We start from the raw sequence: 25,339 nt of genomic DNA, 5'->3' as shown, positions 1-25,339 counted from the left end.
TTTTGTTATTAGACTGGAATAAAATAAGGCGTTTGTTGATGTATAAACATAAGGATGTCTTGAAGTCGAGCACGAAAAGGAGGGGTGCACATGGTCGAGCCGCAGCTATTGCCGCAGTGGCCGGAGGACAAGCTGGCCCGCACCTCCGAGGTCATTGGGGCTCTCGATTCGCCGTTGCGGTTGCAGATTATTCTGCTCCTCAATCAGCAGCCCCATGTCGTCCACGAGCTGGTCACCGAACTGGAGAAGTCCCAGCCGTTGGTGAGCCAGCACCTGCGGGTGTTGAAGAACGCTGGCCTGGTCAGTGCGACTCGAACCGGGCGCGAAATGGTCTACCGGCTGGCCATTCCGTCCGTCATGAGCATCATCGAGTCCATTTCCGGTTTGACCGAGCAGGATTCCCGCGACGACCTGGCCGCCCGCCGCGCAGCTCGCAAGGGCCCGGACTTCGTTGATGCCACTGGCAGCGTCGGATCGGCGAGTGCTTTCGGGCCGATCGGCGACCACACCCCTGACGCGGACCCGGGCTTGATTCCTGACGGTCCGTCACCGAGCCTATAGAGCATGAACTCTCGCCCATCCCGCCGCGAACCGGCGCCGAAGATCGGTGCCCGCAACACCCGCCAGCGCAGCGCGGTCATCGACGTACTGCGCGACATCGACCGCTTCGCGTCGGCCCAAGCAATCCACCGAGAGCTCAGCGACCGCGGACAAAAGGTCGGCTTAACGACGGTCTACCGCACCCTGCAAACCCTCGCCGACATCGGCGCCGTCGACGCCCTGAACTCCAACTCCGGCGAAACCCTTTACCGCCACTGCCTCACCGACCGGCACCACCACCACTTGGTGTGCACTTCCTGCGGGCGCAGCGAAGAAATCGAAGGCGGCCCCGTTGAGCAATGGGCCCAGCACGTGGCCCGCCAGTACGACTTTGAGATCTCCGGCCACGACGCCGAGGTCTTCGGCCTCTGCCCCGCCTGCCGCTAGTTCGCGGCAAAGATCTACGTGCGGCTATTTCGTGCCGCTATTTCGTGCCGCCGAAACGGCGGTCCCGCTTCGCGTACTCCAGCACGGCATCGTAGAGGTCTTCCTTGGTGAAATCCGGGAAGAGAATGTCCCGGTACACCATCTCCGCATACGCCGACTGCCACAACAGGAAGTTCGACGTCCGCTGCTCCCCCGAGGGGCGGAGGAACATGTCCACGTCCGGCATGTCCGGGCGGTACATGAACCTCGCCAGCGTCTCCTCTGAGATCTCCCCCGGTGCGAGTTTTCCTTCGGAGGCGAGCTGGGCGATGGTGCGAGTGGCGTCGATAAGCTCTGCTCTACCGCCGTAGTTAATGCACATCGCGAGCGTGAGGCCGGTGTTGTTCTTCGTCATTTCCTCCGCAGCCTCAAGCTCGCGGATCACCGAGCGCCACAGGCGCGGGCGGCGGCCAACCCACACAATGCGCACGTTCTTCGCATGCAGCTGGTCGCGCTCGGCGCGCATTACCTCGCGCGAGAACCCCATGAGGAAGCGGACCTCCTCACGCGAGCGGCGCCAATTCTCCGTCGAGAACGTGTACGCCGACAACCACTCCACCCCGCCCATCTCAATGCACGCATCGACCATGTCCATGAGAACCTTCTCACCGACGCGGTGGCCCTCCGTGCGGGGCATGCCGCGCTCCTGCGCCCACCGGCCGTTGCCGTCCATGACGAGCGCAATGTGGCGCGGAAAGAGTTCTGCCGGGATATCGGGGATGGCGTTCTGAGTCACGGATTCATTATGCCTGCTCCATGATCTTCAACGAAGACACTGCCGCCTCCAGGTGATACTGCAGGTGAGCGGTAGCAAGGCGGTGCGTTTGCGCTGCCGTCGTTTCGGTGAGGCGGTCCGCGGCGGCTGCGTCGTGGCCGTTGGTGAGTAGCCACATGATGTGGAGCGTGTCCTCCTCCACATCGAACGCACCGGGAGGCCGGCAGTTCAAACACGTGGCCCCGCCGAGTGCCGGGTGAAACGCGTGGTGGGGGCCGGGTTTGCCGCAGTTCGCGCAGTCGAACAAACTCAAACCCCAGCCAGCGTGGGCGGCGGCGCGGAGGATGAACGCGTCGAGCACCATCGTCGCCTGCTGCGCATCCTGGAGCCGCTTAATAGCCGTGCTGACCTCCGCGAACAAGGCTGGATCTGCCTCGCCCGCATAAGAGAGTCGTTCCGCCGACTCCAGCACGGCGCAGGCTGCTGTGTACCGGTCGAAATCCTCAATGATGCCGCTGCCGTAATAGGCGACCGTGTCCGCCTGCGTGATCGTGGCGAGGTTGCGGCCCGGGTACAGCTGCACATCAAGATCGACGAACGGTTGCACGCGCGAACCGAAACGGGACTTTGTTTTCCGCACCCCTTTAGCCACGCTGCGGACCAGCCCGTGGTTCTGGGTGAGCAAGACAACCACGCGATCAGCCTCACCGAAATCGTAGGTGCGCACGACGAAGGCGCGGTCGCGGAAACTGGGTTTAGAAGCCAAGGCGCCCCAAATGCTTTGGGTCCGACTGCCAGTTCTTCAACACCTTGATCCTCAGATCGAGGTAGACATTGCGGCCGAGCAGATCAATGATCTGCTTCCGCGATCGCTGGATGATCCCGCTCAGGCGACGGCCGTCACGGCCCTCGATGATCGTCTTCTGGCCAGGGCGCTCAAGGTACATCACCGCGTAGATCATGGCTCGCTTCGGGGTATTGCCGTCGTCGGGGTCCTCGTACATTTCGTCGATCTGGACGGCGACAGAGTGCGGCAATTCGTCGCGCAGTCCCTTCAGAGCCTCTTCCCTGATGAGCTCTGCGATACGGGTCTCGGTGTCCTCATCCGTGACGTGGCCCTCCGGGTAGAAGCGCGGGCCTTCGGGGAGGTGCTTTGTCAGGACGTCCATCAGCACATCCAACTGAATCTGTTCCGTCGCGGACACTGGGACAACGTCAACGTCGTCACGGCCAGTGACCTCGGTAAGTAGGTCGTGAAGCTTCAACAACTGCTCGCCGACCTGATCCTTGCCGGCCGCATCGAGCTTGGTCACGATCCCGACAATCGGCGTGTTCGGCTTCGTCTCCTTCACCGCGTCCAAGATCCAGCGGTCGCCCGGGCCGATTTTCTCGTTCGCCGGGACTGTCAGGCCGACCACGTCTACGTCCGCGAACGTGTCTTTGACCACGTCATTGAGACGCTCACCCAGCAGCGTGCGCGGGCGGTGCAGCCCGGGGGTATCTACCAGCACGATCTGCGCGTCCGGCCTATTCACGATGCCGCGGATCGGATGACGCGTCGTTTCCGGCTGATCCGCCATAATGGCGATCTTCTCCCCCACCAGCGCATTCGTCAGCGTCGACTTGCCCGTATTCGGGCGGCCCACAAAGCTGACGAACCCGGAGCGGAAACCCTCGGGCGTGTCCGTGAACTCGTTCGGCAGCGCGTCGACTTCTGCTTCTGCTGCCGGACCTGTTTCTGGCCCAGCGATCGCTTGATCGAAGAAGTCCGCCGGGTCGTGCTGGTTGTCAGTGGGCTGGGAGGTCATATTTTCCAATCGTACGGGCCGGCAGGGGGTTCACCGGTTAGGGCGCGGTTTGGCCGCCACGCGTCGGCGCGGGGGGCTTCGGGCTCGGGCTAGATACTTTTTCAGTATCGCCTTTCGCGCTTCGCCCGCAGCGTTTTCGCAGGTGGGATTTCGACGGGATGGCTAGAAGGCGATACTGAGAATCTAGATCTTCCCCCAGAACTAGATTTCGGTGACCTCGAACTGTAGACGCGGGTTGGCGTAAGCGTCCTGGGACTCGATCAAGAGGAGCTCAGGCGAGTCTGCCTTGTAGGTGTTCTCCAGCAGATCGAAAACGGAAGAAGCAGTCTTGGCCAGGGCCTGCTTCGCAGCGTCAGGCGCGCCTGCAGCCTCAATGTAGTGGCCGGTGAACAGCGCGCAAGTGACGTCACCGGAACCATTGCGCTTGAACGGCAGACGCGGAGTCTGCACCAGCCAGCGCCCGTGGTTGTCCACGACGAGCATTTCGATGGTGTTTTCCGGCTGGTCGGGCCGGTTGACCGAGGTAACCAGGACGGTGTCAGGCCCCATAGCGCGGGCGGCTTCAACGGCGTCGAGTGTGGAATCGATGTCTGAAGCCTCTTTACCGGTCAGGTAGCCCAGCTCGAACTGGTTCGGGGTGATGATGTCCGCCACCGGAACCACCTTGTCCCGCAGCAGTGGCGGGATGTTGTCGGAGACGAAGCAACCGGACTTCTCGTTGCCCATCACCGGGTCGCAGGAGTAGACCGCGTTGGGGTTCAGGGCTTTGACGCGAGCGACGGTGTCGACGATCACGTCGGCGATATCGTCACCACCCTGGTAGCCGGACAGCACGGCGTCGACACGGGCAAGGGCACCACGGGCTTCGATGCCGTCGACGATGGAGCGGACCTCCTCCGCGGGAATCATCGGGCCTTTCCACTCGCCATAACCGGTGTGGTTGGAGAAGTTGACGGTGTAGACCGGCCAGACCTCATGGCCGATGCGCTGGAGCGGGAACACCGCAGCGGAGTTGCCAACGTGGCCGTAGGAAACCGCAGACTGGATCGACAAAATGTTCTTCATGCGTTCCATTGTGCGCGCCGAGGTAGCTGCTACACAAAAGCGAACAATCCGGCCTTCTTCTCCGCTACTCCCCCGGTGCGGGACGGTAGGTACGCGAGGTGCCTGAGTTACTCAGTTCGGGATGGTCCTGACGCTCGTCGGACTCAGTGTCCTCACGCTCCGGGATGAGCCGTTCAGGAACCTCGATCAGCACGGTGCGTACCTTGATGCGGCCACGACGGTCGCGTCCGCCTTCGGCGGTGAAGAGCAGCTCAGAAACCTCAACAGAAGAACCTGGCAGCGGGACACGGCCGAGTTCGTAGGACAGCAGACCGGCGACCGTTTCGACGTTGTCTGTGATTTCCTCGGTGAATTCAAGCGTGAAGCCGAGCTCGTCGGAAAAGTAATCCACAAGGTCGTCGAGCGGGAGGCGTGCTTGGGCGCGGAAAGCCCGCGACGTAGCGGCCACCTGGGCGAGGGTGTCCCGCGGGTCCGTGATCAGGGTGGACCCTTCGACTTCCGTGGTGTCGGCAAGTTCTTCCGAGTCGACCGGCTCGATGGGTGCTTCCTCATCCTCGTCGTACTCGTCAGCGATCTCACCGACAATCTCCTCGAGAATGTCTTCCATGGTGATCAGGCCGGCGATGCCGCCGTATTCGTCGACAAGCACTGCAATGTGAGTCTGCTCCTGCTGCATCTCTTGAAGCAGGTCGTCGAGCGGCTTGGAATCCGGCAAGAACATCGGCTCGCGCATCAGATCAGTGACGGGCACGCCGGTACCGCTATCGGTGCGGTTGTAGGTCTTCTCGATGACGTCTTTGAGGTAGATGATGCCCACAATGTCGTCGACGCTCTCCCCGATGACCGGGACACGTGAGTGGCCGGAGCGGATCAGCAGGTTCGCAGCCTGGCCGGCGGACTTCTCCGACTCGATCCACACGATGTCCGGGCGCGGCACCATGACTTGGCGCGCGTGGGTGTCGGCCAGGTCGAAGATGTTCTGGATCATGCGCCGCTCGGTCGTTTCCACCACGCCTTGCTCTTGGGCGATGTCGACGGCTTCGCGCAGTTCCACATCGGTGGCGTAGGGGTTCTCTAGGTCCTCGTCGCCAGGGGTGATCACGTTGCTCACCCAGATGAGCAGCTTCGACAGCGGGCCGAGCACTGTGTAGACAACGGTGAGGATTTGCGCTGCCCGCAGCGAGATCGCGTACGGATTGAGTTTGCCGGCACGGCGGGCATTCATGCCGACGATGCCGAAGCGCAGCAACGTCACCGCGAGGATGGCGGCAGCAATGGCCCAACCGCGCGACGGAATGAGCTCAAAGGCCGCCAACAAAGCGAACACGGCGGCGACTGTGTCCAGCACCATCTGGATCAGCGCCAACAGACTCAAGTGATTCGGCTTCGAGTCGACAACGCGCAACAGGGCCGCGGAACCGGAGATGTCGTCCTTGGCCATCGTCTCCACGCGGGCGCGCGAAATGGGCACCAAGGCAGACTCGAGCATTTTGATCACGCCCGCTGCCAGCAGCGAGATGATCGAAATCAGGCCGAAAGTGATCCAGGAATTCACAGGTGGTTACTGCTCCCCGCCGCGGTTGTTGTCCCGTTCCTCGACAAGCCCGTCCAGCTCTTGCCGGTCAGCTCCCGAGGGGAAGGCATGCCGGCCGTCAGGTTTGGGCTGGTACTCGATACCGCGGGCTGAAAGGTCGTCGTACCAGTCGGCGAGGATCTCGTTCTGCAGGCCGAACATTTCCCGCTCGTCGGCGGGTGTCGCGTGGTCGTATCCGAGCAGGTGCAACACTCCGTGGACAGTGAGTAGCGCCATTTCGTGGCCCAGCGGGTGGCCCGCAGCCTCGGCTTGTTTCCGGTCGTAGTCCGGGCAGAGGATAATGTCGCCGAGCATCGCCGGGCCGATCGCGGCTGCGTCGGGGCGCGCGGAGCCGGGGCTGAGCTCGTCCATCGGGAAGCTCATCACGTCGGTGGGGCCGGGCAAGTCCATCCAGCGCATGTGCAGATCCGCCATGGTCGGTGAGTCGACGCAGGTGATGGTCACCTCGGTGTCGGGGTGGACGTCAAGGGCGGTGAGGGCGAAGGATGCGACGTCGACAAGCATTTCCTCGTTGACGTCGGTCTCACCGGATTCGTTGAGGACTTCGATGCTCATTCCTTTTCCTCCTTCTCCTGCCGCGGCCCCGGCGAGGCGGCAGCAGCATGCTTGCCAGTCGGCCCGGCGGGTGCTGCAGCCTCGGCATCCCAGCGCTTAGCGCGCTCAGCGTCGTACGAGTCGTAGGCGGCGACGATGCGCCCGACCAGCTGGTGGCGCACCACGTCGTTGGCGCCGAACTCCTGGAAGTGGATCTCTTTGATCCCGCGGAGGATCTGGCGCACAACCCGCAGGCCGGAGACAACACCGCGGGGTAGATCCACCTGCGAGATGTCGCCGGTGACCACCATTTTGGACCCGAAGCCCAAGCGGGTGAGGAACATTTTCATCTGGGCAGGGGTGGTGTTTTGCGCCTCGTCGAGGATGACAAAAGCGTCGTTGAGCGTGCGTCCGCGCATGTACGCAAGCGGGGCGACCTCGATGATGCCGGCTTCCATGAGTTTCGGGATCATCTCGGGGTCGAGCATGTCGCGCAACGCGTCGTACAGCGGCCGCAGGTACGGGTCGATTTTGTCGTTCAGGGTGCCAGGCAAAAAGCCCAGCTTCTCCCCTGCCTCCACAGCGGGGCGGGTGAGGATGATGCGTTTGACCTGCTTGGATTGCAGCGCCTGCACTGCCTTCGCCACCGCCAGGTAGGTCTTACCGGAACCAGCGGGGCCGATTCCGAACACGATCGTGTTCTCGTCGATCGCATCGACGTACTCGCGCTGACCTGCGGTCTTAGGGCGAATCACCTTGCCTCGCCGGGCGATGATCTCCTGGCCGAGAATGTCGGCGACGGACTCCGGCGCATCCGAGGCCATGATGTCCACTGCGTGCGTCACCGCGTCGGCTGTGATGACGATGCCGCGGCGCGCCATCGCCTCCACCTCATCCAACACGCGGGCAGCGTAGGCGACATCCTCGACCGGCCCGCGCAGCGTGACGTTCGTGCCGCGCGCGAAAACGTCCGCACCAAGCAGGTCGTTGAGGGTGCGCAGGTTCTCATCATTAACGCCCAAGATCGCCTGGGCGTGTTCAGGGTCGAGCTCGTGCGAGCGTGTGACCAGTTCTGCCATGCGGTTCACACTACCAGCGGTGCGTCAACGCACCGATCGCGCTCAACGCGGCCAGCGCGGCACTCGCGGTGCGCAGTACTTCCGGCCCCATGCTTATCGACGCCGCAGGGATCCCCGCAAGTTCCTTCTGCCCGATCCCGCCTTCAGGACCGACAATGAGATACAGGTGGTCGACGTCAAGGTCTATGTCTTTGATGCTGGTGGATGCATCTTCGTGCAGGACGTAGGCGGCGTGGCCGCGTACGAGTTCCGCGAGCTGGTTCGTGGTCACCGGCTCACGGACCTCCGGCACCCAGGCGCGGCGGGACTGCTTGGCCGCCTCCCGGGCAGTGGCCTGCCACTTCTCTACGTTCTTGGCCACCTTCGGGCCCTGCCACCGTGCGATGGTGCGGTGGGAGATCCACGGGATGATCTCGTCTGCTCCACCCTGGACGGCCAGATCGACGGCGAGTTCGGCGCGTTCCGATTTCGGAATGGCCTGCACCACCGTCACCCGCGGCCGCGGCTGTGGAACGTCGTCCACGCGCACGACCTCTCCCACCAGAGAATCCTTGCCAGTGATCTCGGTGACGGAGATTTCGGCGGTGCGGCCGGAGCCGTCGATAAGCATGATGTGCTCGCCGGGTTCAATGCGTTTGACCGTGACGGCGTGGCGTCCTTCTGGGCCGTCGAGGCGGCCCGCGGCCGGGTCGTCGCAGAGAAAGTACGGCAAGCTCATGACTTTAGCGGCGGAAACGGTCCCGGAGCCGGCCGAAGAAGCTCTCCTCGCCGGGAGCTTCTTCTTGGACGTGGGCGGATTCCTTGCACCCGTCGCGCAGGTCCTCGAGCGCGCGACGCTCGTCCTTGGTCAGCGTCTCCGGCACGACGACCTGAACGTGGGCGATCATGTCGCCTGCGCCCTCGGCGCGCAGACGCGGCATGCCCTCGCCCTCGAGGACGATCTGCTCATTCGGCTGCGTGCCTGCCGGGATCTCGATCGTGGTGGTCTCGCCGGCGAGATCCTCGACCTCGAGGCTCGTGCCCAAAGCGGCGTCGTACATCGGCATCGAGACCTTCAAGTGCAGGTTCTCCCCGTCGCGGACGAACACCGGGTGGTCCTCGGTGGTGACCTCCACGTACAGGTCGCCGGCAGCGCCGCCGCCGTGGCCGACCTCGCCCTGGCCCGCCATGCGGATGCGCATTCCGGAGACAATGCCAGCCGGAATGTTCACCGTGATGTCGCGGCGGGAACGCACGCGCCCCTGACCGCCGCACTTCTGGCACGGGTCGGTGATGATCTCGCCGAAGCCCTGGCACTTAGGGCAGCTCGATGTTGTCATGATGTTGCCCAGGAAGGACTGCTGCACCTGCTGAACCTGGCCTTGCCCGCCACAGTTATCACAGGTGACGGGCTTGGATTCAGACTCGGATCCAGTGCCGCGGCAGTGCTCGCACACCACTGCGGTGTCGACGGTGACGTCCTTGCGGGTTCCGGAGTACGCCTCCGCCAGCGAAATGCTGGTGCGCAACAGTGCGTCGTTTCCGGGCTGAACGCGCGAGCGCGGGCCGCGGCCGCCGCCTGCGCCAGCGTCACCGAAGAACGCCTCGAAAATGTCACCGAAGCCGAAGCCGCCACCGCCCGGCGCGGCGGCCCCCTGCTCCATCGGGTCCCCGCCACGGTCGACGATCGCCCGCTTCTGCGGATCCAGCAGCACCTCCTGCGCCACGGAGATTTCGCGGAACTTCTCCGCGGCTTCATCCGTGTCGTTCACGTCGGGGTGGTACTTGCGTGCGAGACGTCGATAAGCTTTCTTGATCTCCGCATCCGACGCGTTCTGGTCAACCCCGAGGATGCCGTAGTAATCGCGGGCCATCTAAATCCTTTCCTCTCCGGCGAGAATGTGGCTAATGTACTGCGCCACCGCCGCAACCTTTTGAATCGTACCGGGGTAGTCCATGTACGTCGGGCCGAGGACCCCCAGACCACCCAGCGTCTCGCCCGCCGCACCGTAACCCGTGGTCACGATGCTGGCCTTGCTCAGCTCCTCATCCTCATTCTCCTGCCCGATCACCACCGACACATTGCCCAGCTCAGGCAGGTTTGCCAGTAGCTTGAGCACGACAACCTGCTCCTCGAGTGCCTCGACCACGCTAAGCAGATCCGTGGTCATCGGGACAAGGTTCGCTGCGCCTGCGATAAGCACACGGTCGCTTGGCTTTTCGACGAGCGTATCAATCACCACAGCAATCGCCCTGGTCACATGATCCGGGGCGTCTTGGGCAATCGTCGCCAGGGCAGTCGACGCATCCGACATCGTCTTGCCCTCCAAGACGCGGTTGAGTAGATCCCGCAGCTGCGCGGTCTCCTCATCACTGATCGGACCGGCGAGCTCGACGTTGCGCTGGTCCACGCGGCCGGTGTCAGTAATGAGCACGAGCAGCAACCTCGTGGGGGTGAGTGCCACGACCTCGCAGTGCTTCACTCGGGAGACACTGAGGGTCGGCAGCTGCACCACAGCCGCTTGGCGGGTCAGCTGCGCGAGCAGGTGGGCCGAACGGCGCATGATGTCCTCCAAGTCCACAGAGGACTCGAGGAAGTCGGAGATCGCGCGGCGCTCCGGCAGCGAGAGGGGCTTGACGTCGTTAATGGCATCGACGAAGGCGCGGTAGCCCTTCTCCGTGGGTACACGCCCCGAGCTCGCGTGCGGCTGGGCGATGAAGCCCTCCGCCTCCAGCACCGCCATGTCGTTGCGGATCGTGGCGGAACTGACGTTCAGTTTGTGCCGCTCCACCAGGGTCTTCGACCCGACCGGCTCCTGCGACGCGATGTAGTCCGCGACGATCGCGCGCAGCACCGCCTGTCTACGGTCGCGTGCGGGACCCGCCATGTTTAGCACTCTCCTTTGTTGACTGCTAAACCGAGTGTAGCGCTGACTTACTCGGCGGCCAAGATGTCGGTGACGATGCCGTCGGCAAGCAAACGGCCCTCATCCGTGACCGCAATGCGCTCACCTGTTGTGAGAAGACCGGCATCACGGTGCTTGCGGAGCACCGCTTCAGCGCCTGGCTGGATCCAGCTGCGCGGGATGCCCTCTTTGAGGCGGAGGCCGAGCATGATCTGCTCGAAGTGGTGCTCGGCATCCGTGATGGTTTCCTCACTGGCGATGGGCAGCTGACCCGTCGCCAGTTTCTGGTTGTATGTTTCCGGCCGCTTGACGTTCATGAACCGCGTCCGGCCGACATACCCATGCGCGCCCGGGCCGGCACCCCACCAGTTCCCGCCGCGCCAATAGATCAAGTTGTGCTGGCACTCTCCGCCCGGCTTGGCCCAGTTGGACACCTCGTACCAGCCGAACCCAGCTTCTTCCAGCGTGCTGGCGATGAGTTCGTAGCGGTCCGCGTAGGTATCCTCGTCCGGGGCCGGCAGCTGGCCCTTGTTGATCTTCCGGGCCATCGCGGTGCCGTCCTCCACAATCAACGAGTAAGCGGACACGTGATCCATCCCGGCGTCGAGGACGTGGTCGAGGCTCTTCTTCACATCATCTTCCGTCTCTGTCGGGGTGCCGTAGATCAGGTCGAGATTGACGTGTTCAAACCCGGCCCGTTGCGCCTCCTTTGCCGCGGCGACAGCACGGCCGGGGGTGTGCTGGCGGTCCAGGATCTTCAGCACCGGCGTGCTTGCAGACTGCATCCCCAACGACACCCGCGTGAACCCCGCCCTTTTGAGACCCTCGAAATATTCCGGGCTTGTCGACTCCGGATTCGACTCCGTAGTCACCTCCGCATCCGGTTTCAACCCGAAGGTTCTTTTGATAGTGTCCAGGATCCTGCCCAGCCCGTCCGCCCCTAGCAGCGACGGCGTGCCGCCGCCGATGAAGACCGTGTCGACCCCACCGGTGAGGTCTGTACTGGCCGCGCCCATTTCCAACTCACGCTCCAACGCGTCCAGGTAGGCCGCGTAGGAAGTCTCCGTTTCCGACGGTGTATAGGTGTTGAAGTCGCAGTACCCGCACCGTGTCGCACAGAACGGGACGTGGACGTACACGCCGAACCCGCTCGAGTGGTCCCTGTCCGCGCCGCGCCCACCGTCCGCGCCCATCACCTCTAAGACGCGCACACCGTTCGCGCCCCTGCCGCGGCTGGAAGTAGAACCATCAGAATTGGCCATGGGGTCAACTCTAAAGCCCGCCAAGATATCGTTTGCATCCTTGCCGGTTCAAGCTCTAAAAGCGCAGGTCAGATTTAGCTTCCCCGACAAGGATGCAAACTATATCTGGAGGCGGGCCAGGACGGTGCCCATGGGCGGTTCCGGCGGGGCCAGTGAGGCCGATGTGGCCAGTGAGGTTAGTGAGGTTGAGTTCGGGATGCCTCCTAGCACCGCGGCGCGCCCTACGCGCGCCCTGTGGGGCCTACGCGCCGCGGCGGGAACGCTTCGCCGCGACCTTGGCGACGATGGCGTCGACACGCGCGCGCTCCTCCAGGAACGCCGGCGGGTTACAGCCGCGCATAGCACGGGTGAAACCCGGGTGCTCAGCCACGACGGAGTCGAGCCAGCCGTCGACGGCAGACTCAACGAGTTCACCGACACGGAAGTAAAGCTGCGGCAGGGACACCGCCGCGAGGTTCTGGGCGACCATGTCCGTCTGCTCGAGGGTGTACTCGACGACTTCACCCAGGTGCTGGACGATCAGGTCGGTGCGCTGGGTGCACGCCTCAGACATGTCTTTGACCGGGGCGGGCGAGCTGAGCGGGAACAGCTCGTACAGCGCGGAGGCGTCGAGAGTTTCCGGCTCCGGGATGCGCTCCTCCAACGGCAGTGCGGCGGAGATAGAGCCCGCCCGCACACCGGAAACGAGCGCCTGGCGCAGGCCGATCAGCTCACCGACCACGCGGCGCGCATCGGTGCGGGCGTCGTCGACGATCTCGGCGAATTCGGCGAGGCAGTCGTCGGTCAGTTCGCCGTCGTAGTCGGCGATCGCCTCGGCGATGTGCTCGATGTATTCGACCACTTCATCGCCGATATTGTAGACCTCTTGAGTGAGCTCGCGGTGGCGTAGCGTCGCAGCAGTCCGGTGCACACTCGCCTCCTTCTGGCTTCCCTGGCTGACACACCGTCAGTGTCGGTGGTTGACTCTATGCCAGAAGTTCACAGGTACCCGTACGGCACGCCGAGAAGTTATCCGTAGAGCTTCCGCATCTGGTGCGCGAAGCTCTCCAACACGGCCGGACGCTTGACTTTCAGGGACGGGGTGAGTTCGCCGTCTGCTTCGGTGAGATCGCGCGGGAGAATGCGGAATTTCTTGATCGCCTCAGCCTTCGAAACAGCGTGGTTGGTGCGGTTGACGGCGTCTTGGATTTCCATGCGCAGGTCGTTGCGTTTCGCCAGCTTGTAGGTGGGGGCGTCTGGGTCGATGCCGCGGGCTTCCTTCCAGGATGTCAGGGCGTCCTCGTCGAGCGCGATGAGCGCACCGATGAAGGGCTTTCCGTCCCCGACGACGACTGCCTGGGAGATCAGCGGATCCTGGCGCAGCAGTTCCTCGAGCGGCTGCGGGGCGACGTTCTTGCCGCCGGACGTGACCAGCAGATCCTTCTTGCGGCCGGTGATCGAAATGTTTCCCTTCTCGTCGATTTCGCCGAGGTCGCCGGTGTGAAAGTAGCCGTCGATAAGCGCTTCTTTCGTGGCCTCCTCATTGCCCCAGTACCCGGTGAACACGCCCGGGCCGGCGAAGCAGATCTCGCCCTCGTCGCTGATTTTCGCCGTGTAGCCCATCATCGGTTTGCCCACGGAGCCGATCTTGCGGTCGTCGCCGAAGCTCAAGGCGGCGGCGGAGGAGGTTTCGGTCAGGCCGTAGCCCTCGTACACCGGCAGGCCAGCGCCGCGGTAGAAGTGGCCGAGCGGCACGCCGAGTGCGGAACCGCCGGAGATGCCGTATTCCATCTTGCCGCCGAGCGCCTCGCGGATCTTGGAGTAGACCAGCTTGTCAAAGACGGCGCGCTTGAGCTTGAGCCCCAGTGACGGCCCGCCCGCATCGAGCGATTCGGAGTATGCGATGGCGGTCTTTTCGGCCTCGGCGAAGATCTTCGCACCGATCGCGGAGCCATCCGATGCTTTACGACGAGCAGCATCGCGCACCTTCTCATACACGCGCGGGACGCCTAGAACCAGATCGGGCTTGACCCGCTGGAACTCGGCCGCGATGGTGGACACGTCCTGCCAGTGGGACTGGGTGGTCTCGCCGAGGGTGGCGGCGAGGTGGACCGAGCGCGCCATGACGTGCGCGAGCGGAAGGTAAGTGACCACCTTGTTGCCGCGGTGGGCTACCTGGCCGGCCGGGTGAGCCAACAGACCGCGGACCTGGAAGATCCAGTTTAGGTGGGTGATCATGCACCCCTTGGCGCGGCCGGTGGTGCCGGAGGTGTAGACGAGGGAGGCGATGTCATCGTGGGAGATGCCCGCGATGCGCTCGTCGAGTTCCTCGTCAGAAACGGAGCGGCCGGCTTCTTTGAGCTTGTCCATGCCGCCGTCGTCGAAAAGCAGGATTTCGCGCAGATGAGAGTTGGTGACGTGCTCGAAGAGCACACCGTGGTCGTGGGTCTTGCCAAGGGCGATGACCGCGCCGGAGTCTTCGACGATCCACTGCACCTGCTCGAGCGAACTGGACGGGTAGATCGCTGCGGTGGTCAGCCCGGCGGCCATGATGGCGAAGTCAGCGACCGGCCACTCGTAGCGCGCGCCGGAGAGCAGCGCGATGCGGTCGCCCTTCTGGGCACCGAGAGCAATGAGACCCTTGGCCGCTTCACGGACCTCCGCGACGAACTCGGCGGCGGTCACGTCCACCCACTCGTGGGCTTCGGGCTTGGTGAACAAGACAATGTCCGGCCGCTTCTCAGCATTAGCTACTAATGCCGAAAAGCAGTTTTCGTCGGGGGCGACGGTGAACGGGGCATCAACAGTGAAGGTCTTCAAGGTCATGGGGAGCTCCTTTGGCACTCCTAGGCCATAAGTTTGGCCACACAAACAGTTTTGTGTGGCCAAAATAACAGGAATCTGTTCCCCGTGTGAAGTTTTAGCGGTAAAGTCTATCGATCTGCTTCTTGTACCGCTCGAAGACGACGTTGCGCTTGATCTTCATCGTGGCTGTCATCTCGCCGGACTCCTCGGTCAGATCCTGGTCGAGGATCCGGAACTTCTTGATTTGCTCTGCCTGGCTAACACTGCGGTTGACCTCGTTGACGGCGTCCTGGACTTCAGCGCGCAACTCGGCACTCTTCCTCACCAGCTCGCCGATTTCCATGTCCTCGGGGATGCTGTGCTCCTTCTTCCAGCGCGCCACCTCTTGGTCGTCGAGGGTGACCAGCACACCGACGAAGGGCTTGCCGTCGCCGACCACAAGCGCCTGGGAGATCAGCGGGTGGGAACGCAGGATATCCTCCATCGGTCCGGGGGAGACGTTCTTGCCGCCGGCGGTGACAATCAGGTCCTTCTTGCGCCCGGTGATCTTCACGTATCCGTCTTCGTCGATCTCGCCGAGGTCACCGGTGACAAACCAGCCATCGATAATCGCTTCGTCGGTGGCTTTCTGGTTGTTCCAGTAGCCCTTGATCACGCCGTCACCCTTGAAGCAGATCTCACCGTCTTCATTGATCTTGACGGAGTAGCCGTTGTTGGGCTGGCCCACAGTGCCAATACGGATGTGCTCCGGGTTGTTCACCGTCGCAGCAGCGGCGGTCTCGGTCAGGCCGTAGCCTTCGTAGATGGTCAAGCCCAGGCCGCGGAAGAAGTGCAGCAGCTGCGCAGAAATCGCGGAGCCGCCGGAAATGGTGATCACGGCCTTGCCGCCGACAGCGTCGCGCAGCTTCTTGTACACGAGCTTGTCAAAGACCTTGTGCTTCGCCTCCTGCAGCTTGGACGGCCCCTCGGGGGTGTCCATGGCCTTGGAGTATGCGATCGCAGCCTTTTCCGCCTGCAGGAAGAGACGAGCGGCGATCGGCGAGGAATCCGCCGCCTTGTTGTACGCGCCATCGCGGACTTTTTCGTACACGCGCGGGACAGCGAGAATCATGTACGGCTCGAACCGCTGCAGCGCCATCGGAATGGTGCGGGTGTCAGACCAGTGTGTCTGGTGGGCACCGCCGATGGTGGCGGCAAGGTGCACGGCACGCGCGAGAACGTGCGCCAGCGGGAGGATGGTCACGTAGCGGGTGCCCGGCTTCGCGGCCAGTCCGGAGCCGATCGGATTGTGCAGCAGGGCCATTGCCTGGGATGCCCACACCAGGTGGGTCAGCAGGCAGCCCTTCGGGCGGCCGGTGGTGCCCGAGGTGTACACGATGGACATCAGGTCGTCGTGGGAGATGTTGGCAATGCGCTCGTCGATGACGTCATCGCCGATGCCGCGGCCGTCCTCCACGAGCAGGCCCACACCGCCGGTAGCGAAGGCAAGCGAGCGCTTCAGCTGCGTCGGAGAATCGACCAGCGGGGCCGTACCGTCTTCACGCAGCACGAGGTTGTTGTACAGCGCACGGTTCGCTTCCGTGTCGCAGACTACGATTTTCGCGCCCGAGTCCTCGACAATCCACTGCACCTGGCTTGCCGACGACGACGGGTACACCGGAACACTCACCGCTCCGGCCGCCATGATGGCGAAGTCCATCAGCGCCCATTCGTAGCTGGAGTCTGCCATGAGGACCACGCGGTCACCCTGCTCAACGCCGTTCGCCACCAGGCCCTTCGCCACTGCGCGGAACTGAGCGATGAACTCTTTTCCGCTCACTTCCTCCCAGTCATGCCCGGAGGGGCGGGAGAAGATCGGCGCGCTCGGGCGCTTCTCAATGGTCTTGACGGCCAGGGTGAGGCAGTTGTCGTCCGGCGCGAGTTCGAACCCCGCCGGGGTGCTGTAGATTTTGGTCTCGGGAGAAGTCATAGTCACACAATACTCCCACTGTGACCTGCGACAATTCTTTCCCAGCCAAAAATTGCGTTCTTTGGCAGAATGGCTCAGTGTGGCTAACACGGAACTCCTCGAGAAACTAGCAACCGCCTATGGTTTCGGCCTGACCTACCGGGGCATGAACAACGAAATTGTGTCTTCGCCCCATTCATCCATGGTGAAATTGCTGCGCGCGCTCGACGTTCCGCTTTCCGACGATCCTGCAGACGAGGAACTCCACGAAGCCCTCGGTGCGTGGCGTGTGCACTGGGATACCCGCCCCCTACCTCCCGTTGTCATCGCCCGCGAGGGCGAAGAGACCCACTTCAACGTGCACGTGCCGGAGGGCGCTCCGGCCGATGTGTGGATCACCCTGGAAGACGGCTCCACCTCCGAGGTCTACCAGGACGAGAACTGGGCAGCTCCGACGTTCCATGACGGTGTGAACTGGGGCGAGGCCACATTCCACACGCGCGGGGATGTGCCGATGGGGTGGCATACGATCCATTTGTCGTCGAAAAGCGATGAGCGCGAGATTGAGGAAACCTGCACGCTGGTGGTGACTCCACGTGTGCTGACGACCAACCTGGAGCTGCTGAAGGACCCGGTGTGGGGTGTGATGGCGCAGCTGTACTCCGTGCGCTCGGAGAATTCGTGGGGAATCGGCGATTTCCACGATCTGGCTGAGCTCGCGGAGGTCGTCGCGGCGCAAGGCGCGGACTACCTGCTGATCAACCCGGTGCACGCCGCAGAACCGTTCCCGCCGGTGGAGGATTCGCCGTATCTGCCCACCTCACGGCGCTTTGTCAACCCGATCTACATCGCGGCGGAAGACGTGCCTGAGTTCGCGCAGCTGGATGAGGAGACCCGCGAGGAGATCGCCGAGCTCTCAGCTGAGCTGCGCGCGATGAACCGCTCGCCGGAGTTCATTGACCGCGACACGATCTTCGACACCAAACTGGCCATCCTCAACGAAATGTTCTACATCTTCGAGGAATCTGACCAATCAGCCTTCGACGAGTATGTGGAGAACCAGGGCGAGGGCCTGGTCAACTTCGCCCGCTGGTGCGCCTACACCGAGCTGACCCGTGAGGACGAGCGGCGCCACGCGGTCATCATCACCGAGGAGTACGACGACCTCGCACAGTTCTACATGTGGCTGCAGTTCCTCGCCGACACTCAGCTGGCGCAGGCGCAGCGTCGCGCCAAGGATGCCGGGATGCGCATTGGCATCATGACAGACCTGGCTGTCGGTGTTCACCCTGGCGGAGCAGACGCCAACACGTTGGCCGACGTGCTTGTCCAGGACGCATCCGTGGGTGCCCCGCCGGATGGGTACTCCCAGCAGGGCCAGGACTGGTCCCAGCCGCCGTGGCACCCCTTCAAGCTGGCCGAAGCGGGATACAAGCCGTGGCGTGACCTGCTGCGGACCGTGCTGAAGAACTCCGGCGGCATCCGCGTCGACCACATCCTCGGCCTGTTCCGCCTGTTCTGGATTCCGCGGATGGAGTCCCCGCTGGACGGCGTGTACATGAACTACGACCACGAGGCGATGCTGGGCATTCTCGCCCTCGAGGCGGAGCGCGCCGGGGCCGTCGTGGTCGGTGAGGACCTGGGCACCTTCGAGCCGTGGGTGCAGGACGTGCTGCGTGACCGCGGCGTGCTGGGCACGTCTGTGATCTGGTTCGAGCACTCCCCCGCCGGCGATCGCCCGATGAACCCGGAGGAGTACCGCAACCTGTCGATGAGCTCCGTCGGCACGCACGACCTGCCGCCGACCGCCGGCTACCTCAAGGGCGCGCACAACGAGCTGCGCGACGCCCTCGGCATTGTTGAGGACTCCTTTGAAGAGCTCGACGCGAAGGATGTCGCTTGGCAGGGCCACGTCTTGGCAAACGCCCGCGATCACGGCGCGTTCGAGGGCACCCCGCTGGCCGACTACGACTTCGACAACCTCGGCCGCGACGAGCGCGGCGACGCCGAAGAGCTCGTGCTCGGCCTGACGCGCTTCATCGCCGGTACCGGGTCGGCTTTGACCTGCACCAACCTCGTGGACATGGTGGGTGATGTGCGGATCCAGAACCAGCCGGGCACCAATGCCGAACAGTACAAGAACTGGTGCGTCCCGCTCTCCAACTCCGACGGCGAACCGGTGCTGATCGAGGACCTCACCAGCATCGACCTGTTCGCCCGGGTGGCGGAGGCATCTGCGCGGCGCTAACCCGGGCTAGAGCAACGGGTTAGAACAACCCGACGATCCCCGCCACGAGCACCAGGGCAATGAGGATCCACAGCGCCTGCGTGACGCGGCTGCGGGGGTACTTCCTGCGCTCCTTAGGCAGACGCATGTCTTCTTTGCGCAGGTCTTCCGGGTTGGCCATAGCGCCTTAATCTACCTTCGGTTCCTTATCGCCCAAAACTGCTGCCACCCAGTCCACCGCGCGCACCATTCCCACCGCCGCGATGCCGGCAGCGGGCAGCGCGAACGCCAGCACCATGGGCACCTGCACCCATGGGCTGGACTGCGTCAAGCTGAACCCGATGTCAATCATTGATCACTAAGCTTAGACCGCATGAGCAACCCTGTTGAGGTGACCTGCCCCGCCGGGACGATCATCGGCCGCGTCGACGGCCGCATCGCCCACTTCCATTCGATTGAGTACTCGCACATTCCGGCCCCCTTCGACGATGCGGAACCAGCGCCAACGGGCAAGCTTATCGACGCATCTACGCCCCACCCCGAACGCACCGCCCTGACCATCACGGCCCCGCTCGGGGCGACAGACACTGATGACCTGCCCGTGGTGGTCCACATTCATGGTGGCCGCTTTGAAATGGGCAACCATGAGGATGCAGCAACTCCCGGTGACGCCTTGGCCTCAAACGGCGTGATCCTGGTCCGGATCGGATACCGCCTGAAATTGGAGGGGCTGGTCCCCTTCCACGACGACAGGGTCGCGCACTTCCGCGCCGTCGACGACGTGTCCCTGGGACTGGAATGGGTGCAGAAGAACATTGAGGCGTTCGGTGGTGACCCTACTAACGTGACGCTGACCGGCCAGTCCGCCGGCGCGAATGTGGTGCTGTGGCTGATGCGGCGCGACCATTACCGCGGCGCGTTTCGGCGCGCTGTGGCCCTCTCCCCTGCCTTCCCCCGCCTGACCTTCGAGCAGCGGAAGAAGTTCATTCGTGCCGGTGCGGGGATCCCTCTGACCCGCGGTTCCCTCAACGCTGCGAGCCCGAAGCAGCTCAGGCGCGGATACAACGCAGTGCGCACCCGGTATATCACCGATATGGCGCTTGGTCCCGCTCCACTGGATACCGCAGAGATGGCCGAGGTGGACTTGGTGATCTCCTCCGTCGATGAGGAGATGTTCAATTCCAGTGCCATCCACGACACCTTGAAGACCGCGCGGCTCAACATGGCCGCGCCCGGCATCGGCATGGGCCTCAAACGGGAGCAGTACGTCCCTTTCTTCAAAGCGCTTAAAGCCCGCAACCCGAAGCACATCAACGGGGAGTTCTTTTCCGCCAACCTGATCCGCCGCTGGGTCGACCAGGTTGCCGAGGGTGCGCCGGGCCGAGTGTGGCAGGCCGAGCTGACCTCCGACGCCCGCACCCGTGCCCGCCACTCCGCCGATTTGGCACCGCTGTTCGGCGCCCCGCCGTACCGTGCGGGCGAAGGCCTCAATGGCTGGCTCATCCGCTACGCCCACACCGGCGAGCCTGGCTGGCCGGAGTACAAACCCGACCGGACCGTCCTGCGGGTTGACCTCTCTGGGGAGAACGCGGAGCTGGTCACCGACCCGCTCGGCTACCTGCGCGGCGTGTTCCGGGAGGTCTAGCCCGCCAACCCCAGTGTGCGGACTACTGCCCCTCGAGCACTGCACGCAGTTCGGGGCGGGCCAGTTCTTCCACCAACCACGGGGAGAAGACCGCCGGCATCGCCTCAGCGGCGGTGATGAGATCGGCGGGGTTCACCCCCTTAGTGCTGTCCACCTCATCGGGATTCGGGGCAGCTTCGGCACCGCCGGCAAGGCGCACGACATAGACGGGGCAGATCTCGTGCTCGACGATCCCAGAGGAGTCGACAGCCCGGTAGCGGAAGTCCGGCAGAACGCAGCGCAGATCGGCCAGAGCGGACGCCGGCAGGCCGAGCTCTTGCTGGGCGCGGCGGACAACGGCATCCTCGGTAGCTTCGCCTGGGGCGGGGTGACCGCAGAAGCTGTTCGTCCACACACCCGGCCAGGTTTTCTTCCCTAACGCGCGGCGGGAGATGAGGAGGTGGCCGGAGGCGTCGAAAAGCCAAGCGGAAAACGCCAAATGCAACGGCGTGTCCGTCGTGTGGACCTCGAATTTGTCGGCGGTGCCGGTGGGGCGGCCGTCATCGTCGCACAGAACTACCTGCTCCATTAGTTGTTCAGGTTCCCGGTGAAGACGACGTTGCCGATCTGGAATTCAGCATCGTAGAGGTTGCCTGTGCTCACGTCGAACGCGAACTGGAGATTGGCGGTGGCGCCCTTGCCCAGCGGCATGTCCAGGCCTTCAATCTCAATGCCGGCTTCCTCGGCGCTGAGGCGGCTGGCGTTGTCACCGGAGTACGTCAAACGGGGCTCACCGAGTGCCTCGGGGGGCATGATCGCGTCGGCAGTGTTCGTCACAGCGATGGTGACCACGGTGCCACCGTTCGGGGCGGACTTGGTGCCCTGCCACTTGTAATGGACGCTCATGCCGGGATCTTCCACGATTTCACCGCTGATCTCGTCAGTCTCCTCCGGTGAGACGTCGTTGGTTTCAAACGCCTCCGGCTCTTCGGTCGGCGTGGCCACACCCGTCGTCGGGGTCAGGGTGCCTTCCTGGTCCACGATGCCTTCGTCGTCGACGCAGGCGACGAGCGCAAGAGAGCTCGCCGCGAGGACAGCGGCAATGCGTAGTGGGGTACGGGCCATGGGGCGCCTTTCTGCGAAAAGTTTCAAACCAACAGGTCCCCTCACTGTACAGCGCCGACAGCACGGATCCGAACACACGCGCACCCAGGTGTATGTTGTGGACACGTGCAACCTCTTTTCCGCGTCATGAAGAGCGCCTCCGCCCTGTGGCCGTACTACCTCGGCATCGTGGTGATTTCCTCACTGACGGTCGCGCTGAACTTGCTCACCCCATTCATTCTTCGCGAAGCGACGGACACCATTGTCGACGGTGGAAGCTTAACGACGCTCACGTGGCTGGCCGCCGCCCTCCTGTTGACCCAATCGTTGTGGACGTTAGGCCGCAACATCGGCGGTTATTTGGGCGATGTCGTTTCCGCGCGCATCCGGCAGGTGCTGTCCACCCGCTACTACGCCAAACTGTTGTCGCTGCCGCAAAGCTACTTCGACGGCCAGGTGACAGGAACGATCATCGCGCGGCTGGACCGCTCGATCATGAACATCACGCAGACGATCCAGAGCTTCTCCAACTCTCTGCTGCCGATGTTCCTCCAGCTCATTGCGATTCTGTGCATCACGGCCTTCTACTACTGGCCGCTGACCGTGCTGCTGCTCATGCTCTTCCCGATCTACTTGGTGCTTACGGCGTTGACCTCAAAACGTTGGCAGAAGTTCGAGCAGGCCAAGAACGAAGAGATCGACCTGGCCAACGGCCGCTTCGCGGAGGTCGTTGGCCAGGTGAAGGTGACCAAGTCTTTCGTTGCGGAGGCCCGGGAGCTGGATTCCTTTGGCACCCGCTACGGCGAGACGATCAACCTGACCCGGCCGCAGTCCCGTTGGTGGCATTCAATGGACGTCGGGCGCAGCATGGCCATGAACGTCATCTTCTTCTTCATCTATCTTGTGCTGTTCCGCGAGACCTTGAACGGCCGCTTTTCCATCGGCGACATGGTCATGCTGGTCCAGATGGTCACGATGGCCCAGCAGCCGGTGCAAATGATGAGCTTCCTGGTGGACTCCGCTCAGCGCGCCATCGCCGGCTCCCGCGACTACTTCAAGGTGATGGACGAGCCGACCGAGGAAGCCGCCAACTCCCAGATCGTCGCTGCCACAGAGGCATCCGATGTTCCGGAGGTGGACACCGCCGCCGTGCCCGCCCTGCAGGAGGGCGAGCCGATGGTCGCCTTCGACAACGTTTCCTTCGCTTACACGCCCGGTGAGCCTGTGCTCGAGGACGTCAGCTTCACAGCCCGCCACGGGGAGAAGATCGCGCTCGTTGGAGAATCCGGCGGTGGCAAGTCCACGCTGGTCAACCTACTGCTGGGCCTATACCCCATTACGCAGGGCCGCTTGAAAGTCTGCGGCAAAGACATCGACACCGCCGATATTGAGCGCGTCCGCGCTTCCACAGGCGTGGTCTTTCAGGAACCGGCGTTGTTCTCCGGCACAATCCGGGAGAACATCGCGTACGGCAAGCCCGATGCCAGCGATGCCGAGATTGAAGACGTGGCTAAGCGCGCCAACGCGCACGGCTTCATCTCGTCCTTCAAGGACGGCTACGACACGGTCATCGGCGAGCGCGGTTTGCGTCTGTCCGGCGGCCAAAAGCAGCGCGTTGCGGTCGCCCGCGCGATGCTCAAGGACGCGCCAGTGCTGGTGCTCGACGAGGCGACATCGGCGTTGGACACCAAATCCGAGCGCGCCGTTCAAGCGGGCCTGGACGAGTTGATGAAGGATCGCACCACCATCATGATCGCCCACCGCTTATCGACGATCGCCGACGTCGACACCATCATCACCTTCAAGGACGGACGGATCGACGAGATGGGCTCACCCGCCGAGCTGGCAGCCTCCGGGGGCATTTACTCGGAGCTACTGGCACTCACTGCGTCCAGCTCGGCCGCTGACAGGGAGCGGCTCAAGGCGTTCGGGTTTCAAGATGCCGCCGACACAGATGACACTGACGACGCAGACGGCGCCGACGACTAGCCATTACTGCATCTCGAAGGTGTCCACCCACTCCTGAGCTTGTGCAGCCTCCTGCGGCCGCTGCTTGGTGAACACGATGGTGTGCCCGTCTGGGTCGGTGGCGGTGACATCGGTGGTGTACCACGGAGTGTCTACCGGTCCCTCCACGGCGGCTCCGGTCGCCCGGATTGCCTCGGCGATGGCACCTAGGTCATCGTCGTGGGCGGCGAACGTCACCGAGGATGAGCCCGGCGTGATGTCGCCGGAGGGGACTGCGAGGATGTCTTGGTAGCGCTGGCGCCGGAAGTGGATCAGAGCCGGGCTGCCGTCCTCATCTGGAATGGTGGCCAGGGAAATGAAGCCGGCGGCGTGGTAGAACTCCTCCGCAGCACCGAGATCAGTCACAGGTAAGGTCACGAACATGGGCATCGGGTAGATAGAACGATCAATCATGTCCGCGAGAATAAAGTTTGCCGTTACGGCAAGGTCAAGCGCTAGCGTGGAAGCTATGAAATTCCCTAGCCTTGAGACCCTCCGCGCCCGCGGTACCCGCAAGTGGACCCAGTTCGGTGAGATCTGAGCCCGATTCAGCGCGTTTTTCGAGGGTCCTGGGAGTTGACTTGCCGGATACGGCTCCCTTCCATAACCCACGCTGGAAGGTCCGGATTGATCTCACCCAACACGGACAACAGGTCGTTGACGCGACGTCGAACGTCTACGTGGAGTAAGTGCTCGTGATGGGAGATCCTGTTTCTCAATTTAGCAATGCGAGCATATCTTGCCCCGAGGCTTCTCCTCCGCCCCGGATCGGCAATGTTCACGCTCCCTGCGTTCGGAAAAGCCACGTGCAGATGTTCCACCCAGATGTCCTCCGATGTCTGCTTCGCGGCAGCATCTTGCTTCGCACCTGCCCCAAGAAGCTTGACCCACGTTCCCATAGTCAGCTGGGCGAGCACGTCGTCATGAGTAATGGCCGCATTCCTTCGAGGATGTCCAACTTCGCGGTCTGAGGCTTGCTGTCGTGCCCACACACGCGCACGGCCCAGATCCTTGCCAATAAGCGAGTACAAGCGGGGTGCTGTTTGATCGTCTAAAGCCCAGTCGAATACGTTGAGGTATCCGGGTTGTCGGCTGTTCCACACGCGTAATGCTGAGTTCAGGGAATTACGGGTAAGAACCTCGAAATGTGCGAGCTGAGGTACGAAAGCTCCAGCCAGGGCAGTACTCCACTGATAGAGTTCGATCGCCCTGTGAGTATCTTCACCTGCCTCGGACATGTAAGTGTGAAATCGTGCTTCACCAAGAAGTTGGCCCCAAGCCGGCAACTCACCCACAATTCCCCCTTGCAGTAGTTCGTGGCGAGTATATAGAATTGGGGCCACGGGCGGCGATGTAGATCGTCGCATCTTCTCACAACCCGGTCCTCGTGACCGGGTTGTTGTATTTCCAGCCAATGTTGGAAGGCGTAAGTTGGGGGTTAAACGACAAAATGTGTGTCTGGCTCGGCGTGTCGTGGGGGTTAGATCTGGCCTTTTTGGATGCCGATTGAGTGGTTGTAGTTGGTGTCGATAGCGTTGTCGTAGAGGGCTGGTCGTCCTGTTTGGTGGTCGGCTTGGTTCTCGTTGTGGGCCAGGGTTGTTACTTTGGCGAGTTGGTCCTGGCCCCAGTTGGACTGCCTGGCGATTCGTACGGGATCGCCAGGCAGTTCCGTTTTCA

Annotated in this window: 24 protein-coding genes and 1 pseudogene; 5 read left to right on the top strand and 20 right to left on the bottom strand. The window is 63.0% G+C overall.

Annotated elements, in window-relative coordinates; all coding sequences use genetic code 11:
• The first annotated feature begins 90 nt into the window (after positions 1-90).
• Positions 91-561, top strand: coding sequence for an ArsR/SmtB family transcription factor (locus tag HMPREF0291_RS05785; RefSeq protein ID WP_005289352.1), 471 nt, complete (start codon positions 91-93; stop codon positions 559-561).
• Between the two features lie 3 nt (positions 562-564).
• The gene (locus HMPREF0291_RS05780; protein ID WP_005289350.1) at positions 565-987 is read left to right on the top strand and encodes a Fur family transcriptional regulator; all 423 of its coding nucleotides are present in this window, start codon (positions 565-567) and stop codon (positions 985-987) included.
• 37 nt (positions 988-1,024) lie between these two features.
• On the opposite strand, the gene HMPREF0291_RS05775 is transcribed toward HMPREF0291_RS05780, so the two are convergent.
• From HMPREF0291_RS05775 to HMPREF0291_RS05710, 14 genes are all read right to left on the bottom strand, one after another.
• Complete coding sequence (locus HMPREF0291_RS05775; protein WP_005289348.1) at positions 1,025-1,762, bottom strand: isoprenyl transferase; 738 nt, start codon at positions 1,760-1,762, stop codon at positions 1,025-1,027.
• 7 nt (positions 1,763-1,769) lie between these two features.
• On the bottom strand, positions 1,770-2,507 hold the full coding sequence (gene recO, locus HMPREF0291_RS05770) for a DNA repair protein RecO (protein ID WP_005289346.1): 738 nt from the start codon (positions 2,505-2,507) through the stop codon (positions 1,770-1,772).
• Positions 2,497-3,549, bottom strand: coding sequence for a GTPase Era (era, locus tag HMPREF0291_RS05765; RefSeq protein ID WP_005289344.1), 1,053 nt, complete (start codon positions 3,547-3,549; stop codon positions 2,497-2,499). The genes recO and era overlap by 11 nt, the downstream gene beginning before the upstream one ends.
• A gap of 201 nt (positions 3,550-3,750) precedes the next feature.
• Complete coding sequence (pdxY, locus tag HMPREF0291_RS05760) at positions 3,751-4,623, bottom strand: pyridoxal kinase PdxY (RefSeq protein WP_005289342.1); 873 nt, start codon at positions 4,621-4,623, stop codon at positions 3,751-3,753.
• Positions 4,624-4,678: 55 nt separating this feature from the next.
• The gene (locus HMPREF0291_RS05755) at positions 4,679-6,169 is read right to left on the bottom strand and encodes a hemolysin family protein (protein ID WP_005289341.1); all 1,491 of its coding nucleotides are present in this window, start codon (positions 6,167-6,169) and stop codon (positions 4,679-4,681) included.
• A 6-nt stretch (positions 6,170-6,175) separates the two neighbouring features.
• Positions 6,176-6,763, bottom strand: a complete 588-nt coding sequence (gene ybeY / locus HMPREF0291_RS05750) for an rRNA maturation RNase YbeY (RefSeq protein ID WP_005289339.1) — start codon at positions 6,761-6,763, stop codon at positions 6,176-6,178.
• The gene (locus tag HMPREF0291_RS05745; protein WP_005289337.1) at positions 6,760-7,821 is read right to left on the bottom strand and encodes a PhoH family protein; all 1,062 of its coding nucleotides are present in this window, start codon (positions 7,819-7,821) and stop codon (positions 6,760-6,762) included. The genes ybeY and HMPREF0291_RS05745 overlap by 4 nt, the downstream gene beginning before the upstream one ends.
• Before the next feature lie 10 nt (positions 7,822-7,831).
• Positions 7,832-8,539 carry a 16S rRNA (uracil(1498)-N(3))-methyltransferase gene (locus tag HMPREF0291_RS05740; protein ID WP_005289334.1) on the bottom strand — a complete coding sequence of 236 codons (708 nt, stop codon included), beginning with the start codon at positions 8,537-8,539 and terminating at the stop codon, positions 7,832-7,834.
• Between the two features lie 4 nt (positions 8,540-8,543).
• The gene (dnaJ, locus tag HMPREF0291_RS05735) at positions 8,544-9,674 is read right to left on the bottom strand and encodes a molecular chaperone DnaJ (RefSeq protein WP_005289332.1); all 1,131 of its coding nucleotides are present in this window, start codon (positions 9,672-9,674) and stop codon (positions 8,544-8,546) included.
• On the bottom strand, positions 9,675-10,688 hold the full coding sequence (hrcA, locus tag HMPREF0291_RS05730) for a heat-inducible transcriptional repressor HrcA (RefSeq protein ID WP_005289329.1): 1,014 nt from the start codon (positions 10,686-10,688) through the stop codon (positions 9,675-9,677).
• A 47-nt stretch (positions 10,689-10,735) separates the two neighbouring features.
• Entirely contained in the window at positions 10,736-11,899 is a 1,164-nt protein-coding gene (gene hemW / locus HMPREF0291_RS05725; RefSeq protein WP_156774896.1) for a radical SAM family heme chaperone HemW, read from the bottom strand.
• 310 nt (positions 11,900-12,209) lie between these two features.
• Complete coding sequence (locus tag HMPREF0291_RS05720; protein ID WP_005289323.1) at positions 12,210-12,878, bottom strand: hypothetical protein; 669 nt, start codon at positions 12,876-12,878, stop codon at positions 12,210-12,212.
• Positions 12,879-12,976: 98 nt separating this feature from the next.
• Entirely contained in the window at positions 12,977-14,773 is a 1,797-nt protein-coding gene (locus tag HMPREF0291_RS05715) for an AMP-dependent synthetase/ligase (protein WP_005289320.1), read from the bottom strand.
• A 94-nt stretch (positions 14,774-14,867) separates the two neighbouring features.
• The gene (locus tag HMPREF0291_RS05710; RefSeq protein WP_040423563.1) at positions 14,868-16,721 is read right to left on the bottom strand and encodes an AMP-dependent synthetase/ligase; all 1,854 of its coding nucleotides are present in this window, start codon (positions 16,719-16,721) and stop codon (positions 14,868-14,870) included.
• A gap of 79 nt (positions 16,722-16,800) precedes the next feature.
• Here HMPREF0291_RS05710 and malQ point away from each other — a divergent pair, with 79 nt between their 5' ends.
• On the top strand, positions 16,801-18,948 hold the full coding sequence (gene malQ / locus HMPREF0291_RS05705) for a 4-alpha-glucanotransferase (RefSeq protein WP_005289316.1): 2,148 nt from the start codon (positions 16,801-16,803) through the stop codon (positions 18,946-18,948).
• Between the two features lie 19 nt (positions 18,949-18,967).
• Here the strand turns inward: malQ and HMPREF0291_RS11970 are convergent, their stop codons facing one another.
• Together HMPREF0291_RS11970 and HMPREF0291_RS11785 are read right to left on the bottom strand one after the other, a co-directional pair.
• Positions 18,968-19,108: a hypothetical protein gene (locus HMPREF0291_RS11970; protein ID WP_005289314.1), complete on the bottom strand. Its 141-nt coding sequence runs from the start codon at positions 19,106-19,108 to the stop codon at positions 18,968-18,970.
• Between the two features lie 6 nt (positions 19,109-19,114).
• Positions 19,115-19,279: a hypothetical protein gene (locus HMPREF0291_RS11785; RefSeq protein ID WP_005289311.1), complete on the bottom strand. Its 165-nt coding sequence runs from the start codon at positions 19,277-19,279 to the stop codon at positions 19,115-19,117.
• A 21-nt stretch (positions 19,280-19,300) separates the two neighbouring features.
• On the opposite strand from HMPREF0291_RS11785, the gene HMPREF0291_RS05695 reads away from it, so the two are divergent.
• Positions 19,301-20,572, top strand: a complete 1,272-nt coding sequence (locus HMPREF0291_RS05695) for a carboxylesterase family protein (RefSeq protein ID WP_005289307.1) — start codon at positions 19,301-19,303, stop codon at positions 20,570-20,572.
• A gap of 22 nt (positions 20,573-20,594) precedes the next feature.
• Here HMPREF0291_RS05695 and idi read toward each other — a convergent pair whose 3' ends face one another.
• Positions 20,595-21,140, bottom strand: coding sequence for an isopentenyl-diphosphate Delta-isomerase (idi, locus tag HMPREF0291_RS05690; RefSeq protein WP_005289304.1), 546 nt, complete (start codon positions 21,138-21,140; stop codon positions 20,595-20,597).
• Positions 21,140-21,676 (bottom strand): hypothetical protein, encoded by a 537-nt coding sequence (locus tag HMPREF0291_RS05685; protein ID WP_005289302.1) that lies wholly within the window; start codon positions 21,674-21,676, stop codon positions 21,140-21,142. The genes idi and HMPREF0291_RS05685 overlap by 1 nt, the downstream gene beginning before the upstream one ends.
• 105 nt (positions 21,677-21,781) lie before the next feature.
• Between HMPREF0291_RS05685 and HMPREF0291_RS05680 the strand changes: the two genes are divergently transcribed.
• On the top strand, positions 21,782-23,644 hold the full coding sequence (locus HMPREF0291_RS05680) for an ABC transporter ATP-binding protein (RefSeq protein WP_005289299.1): 1,863 nt from the start codon (positions 21,782-21,784) through the stop codon (positions 23,642-23,644).
• A gap of 3 nt (positions 23,645-23,647) precedes the next feature.
• On the opposite strand, the gene HMPREF0291_RS05675 is transcribed toward HMPREF0291_RS05680, so the two are convergent.
• Positions 23,648-24,076 (bottom strand): VOC family protein, encoded by a 429-nt coding sequence (locus HMPREF0291_RS05675; protein WP_005289297.1) that lies wholly within the window; start codon positions 24,074-24,076, stop codon positions 23,648-23,650.
• A gap of 1,066 nt (positions 24,077-25,142) precedes the next feature.
• Positions 25,143-25,339, bottom strand: a pseudogene (locus HMPREF0291_RS05665) (IS256 family transposase); the annotation flags it as partial.

The organism is Corynebacterium genitalium ATCC 33030 (assembly GCF_000143825.1).
Classification (GTDB): Bacteria; Actinomycetota; Actinomycetes; order Mycobacteriales; family Mycobacteriaceae; genus Corynebacterium; species Corynebacterium genitalium.
The sequence above is the reverse complement of the archived record's forward strand: the minus strand, read 5'-3'. Positions and strand labels throughout refer to the sequence as shown.

Bases quoted from the DNA above. Each gene is read 5' to 3' on its own strand.
- HMPREF0291_RS05785 (WP_005289352.1), top strand. From the start codon at position 91: ATGGTCGAGCCGCAGCTATTGCCGCAGTGGCCGGAGGACAAGCTGGCC.
- HMPREF0291_RS05780 (WP_005289350.1), top strand. From the start codon at position 565: ATGAACTCTCGCCCATCCCGCCGCGAACCGGCGCCGAAGATCGGTGCC.
- era (WP_005289344.1), bottom strand. From the start codon at position 3,549: ATGACCTCCCAGCCCACTGACAACCAGCACGACCCGGCGGACTTCTTC.
- pdxY (WP_005289342.1), bottom strand. From the start codon at position 4,623: ATGGAACGCATGAAGAACATTTTGTCGATCCAGTCTGCGGTTTCCTAC.
- ybeY (WP_005289339.1), bottom strand. From the start codon at position 6,763: ATGAGCATCGAAGTCCTCAACGAATCCGGTGAGACCGACGTCAACGAG.
- HMPREF0291_RS05745 (WP_005289337.1), bottom strand. From the start codon at position 7,821: ATGGCAGAACTGGTCACACGCTCGCACGAGCTCGACCCTGAACACGCC.
- HMPREF0291_RS05740 (WP_005289334.1), bottom strand. From the start codon at position 8,539: ATGAGCTTGCCGTACTTTCTCTGCGACGACCCGGCCGCGGGCCGCCTC.
- dnaJ (WP_005289332.1), bottom strand. From the start codon at position 9,674: ATGGCCCGCGATTACTACGGCATCCTCGGGGTTGACCAGAACGCGTCG.
- hrcA (WP_005289329.1), bottom strand. From the start codon at position 10,688: ATGGCGGGTCCCGCACGCGACCGTAGACAGGCGGTGCTGCGCGCGATC.
- hemW (WP_156774896.1), bottom strand. From the start codon at position 11,899: ATGGGCGCGGACGGTGGGCGCGGCGCGGACAGGGACCACTCGAGCGGG.
- HMPREF0291_RS05715 (WP_005289320.1), bottom strand. From the start codon at position 14,773: ATGACCTTGAAGACCTTCACTGTTGATGCCCCGTTCACCGTCGCCCCC.
- HMPREF0291_RS05710 (WP_040423563.1), bottom strand. From the start codon at position 16,721: ATGACTTCTCCCGAGACCAAAATCTACAGCACCCCGGCGGGGTTCGAA.
- HMPREF0291_RS11970 (WP_005289314.1), bottom strand. From the start codon at position 19,108: ATGGCCAACCCGGAAGACCTGCGCAAAGAAGACATGCGTCTGCCTAAG.
- HMPREF0291_RS11785 (WP_005289311.1), bottom strand. From the start codon at position 19,279: ATGATTGACATCGGGTTCAGCTTGACGCAGTCCAGCCCATGGGTGCAG.
- HMPREF0291_RS05695 (WP_005289307.1), top strand. From the start codon at position 19,301: ATGAGCAACCCTGTTGAGGTGACCTGCCCCGCCGGGACGATCATCGGC.
- idi (WP_005289304.1), bottom strand. From the start codon at position 21,140: ATGGAGCAGGTAGTTCTGTGCGACGATGACGGCCGCCCCACCGGCACC.
- HMPREF0291_RS05685 (WP_005289302.1), bottom strand. From the start codon at position 21,676: ATGGCCCGTACCCCACTACGCATTGCCGCTGTCCTCGCGGCGAGCTCT.
- HMPREF0291_RS05675 (WP_005289297.1), bottom strand. From the start codon at position 24,076: ATGATTGATCGTTCTATCTACCCGATGCCCATGTTCGTGACCTTACCT.